Genomic DNA, 2014 nt, shown 5'->3' on the forward strand with positions numbered 1-2014 from the left:
CAAAAGAACGAATTTTTATCCAATATTTTTGTAAATAAATGCGTAATGATAATTATTTTCGGTAAATGTTCCGGTAGAAAAAATTAGAAAATTATCGCGCTAAAAAAACGAATTTATAGAGGTTCCCTAAAGATATTTTTCCAAAACATTATAGTCTACACGCGGCACTTTTTTGTAATTTTTCCAAACTAGCGGAGCCATAGATGTAAAGCTTTCCTTTAAATTTAAAGATTTCACACCCACTTTATGTTCAGCTTTATAATCAACTACCAAGGATTCCATTACTTTCTTTATTAATACATTTGCAGACTCTATCCCACCACTTCGAACTGGAATGTCATCAAAATCAAACTGAAAATCCATTGCAGCGCTACTACTTATAGGCAAAACAAAATGAAAGCGAAAAGCACTTACTTCTCTTGGTTGAGGCATTAAATCTTCCACCCCATAACTAAGAGCATTACACCCACCCAATTCAATCAAAGACCAATTGATGGGGTATAATCGTATCAAAAAATTTTTTGTAGCTTCTTTACCATGCAACCTGTCCATGCGCGCCAAAACACCATCAAAAAAGCCTCCATTTAAAAAATTTTTTTCAAGGCCATATATAATTGCCAGCCTAAAAGTTAACCCTCCAGCTTCAGTACCAATCAAAGGCATCCCTTTAAAGTCATACATCCTTTTTAGGCGATAATCATACTTCAATTGATCGCCTAGATTGTTCTGCTCACCAAACTCTTTTACTTTTTTATCAATATCTATTTCGCATGAGCTTTTGCCAAATTGAAGTTTGTCACCATCACCAATAGAAGAGTAATTGGCATTACTTACAGGCAATAAAAAAATTACCGAAGTGCCAGAAAAACCCAACTCGATTTTTTCTGGATTTTTCCAAGACGGCCCCTTAGGGTTTTTGAAGGTTCCAAATGGCATAGCGAGCTTAGAGATAATTATCTAAAACGCTATAATCGACTCTGGGCGCTTTTTTGTAGTTATCCCAAACGACAGGCTTTATTGGTTCAAATGTTTCTTTCAAGTCTAATGTTGCTACTTGTTTTTTGTGTTCTGGTTTGTAGTCTATCACAAATGTTTGCATGATTTTCTGGATTAACTCATGAGCTAGGCTTATACCGCCACTTTCAACAGGAATGCTGCCAAACTTAAATTTAAAAAACAGTGATACGTCTTCACTTATAGGACAAATAAATTCTATTCTGAATGCGCTTCTTTTTCGATGTTGTACTACAAAATCCTCTACGCCATAGTTTAGAAGCTGGGCATTATTGATATTAATAAGTGACCAATCTATGGGGTATAAACGTCTTAGGTATCCTTTTGTTGCTTTTTTCCCATGAATTTTTTCTAAGTGTTGAAAAAATGTTTCATAAAAACATCCTTTAAATGATTTTTTTGTGTTGTAACAAATCGATAGAAGGAGATGTAGGCATCCAGTAGATTCTCCTACTATAGGTAATCCTTTGAAATTAAACACTCGTCGTAATTGGTGATCAAAGACAAGTTCTCCGGTTGAATTTAATAGAGAGTTTTTTTGTCGCTTATCACTAATAATATTGTCGACATCTAAAGCGTATTGGTTATTTCCAAATTCAATTTTATCCCCCATGGCTTCTGGCGGGGAAATAAAATTACTTCTGGGTAATTGCAGTTCCACAGTAGTGCCAGATAAATTCAGCACTACTTTTTCTGGTTCTTTCCAGGAAGGTCCCTTAGGGTTTTTGAACGTACCAAATAGCATGTCAAAGAATCAAATGTAATTATTCAGAACGCTATAGGGAACCTCTATAAATTCGTTTTTTTAGCGCGATAATTTTCTAATTTTTTCTACCGGAACATTTACCGAAAATAATTATCATTACGCATTTGTTTACAAAAATATTGGATAAAAATTCGTTCTTTTGATGATTTTTTCTCCCTATTTGTATATTCCAGACGCACGTTGGCCGCATAGCGTGACAAATCGTCTCATGTTATACGTGATATTCATCATGCC

2 protein-coding genes are annotated in these 2014 nt (G+C 34.7%); both read right to left on the minus strand.

Annotated features, from left to right (window positions below):
- Positions 1-126: 126 nt before the first annotated feature.
- Positions 127-936 (minus strand): hypothetical protein, encoded by an 810-nt coding sequence (locus LU351_RS20330; RefSeq protein WP_232595916.1) that lies wholly within the window; start codon positions 934-936, stop codon positions 127-129.
- A gap of 7 nt (positions 937-943) precedes the next feature.
- The gene (locus tag LU351_RS20335) at positions 944-1759 is read right to left on the minus strand and encodes a hypothetical protein (protein WP_232595917.1); all 816 of its coding nucleotides are present in this window, start codon (positions 1757-1759) and stop codon (positions 944-946) included.
- Between the last annotated feature and the right edge of the window lie 255 nt (positions 1760-2014).

The organism is Marinibactrum halimedae (assembly GCF_021234875.1).
Classification (GTDB): domain Bacteria; phylum Pseudomonadota; class Gammaproteobacteria; order Pseudomonadales; family Cellvibrionaceae; genus Marinibactrum; species Marinibactrum halimedae.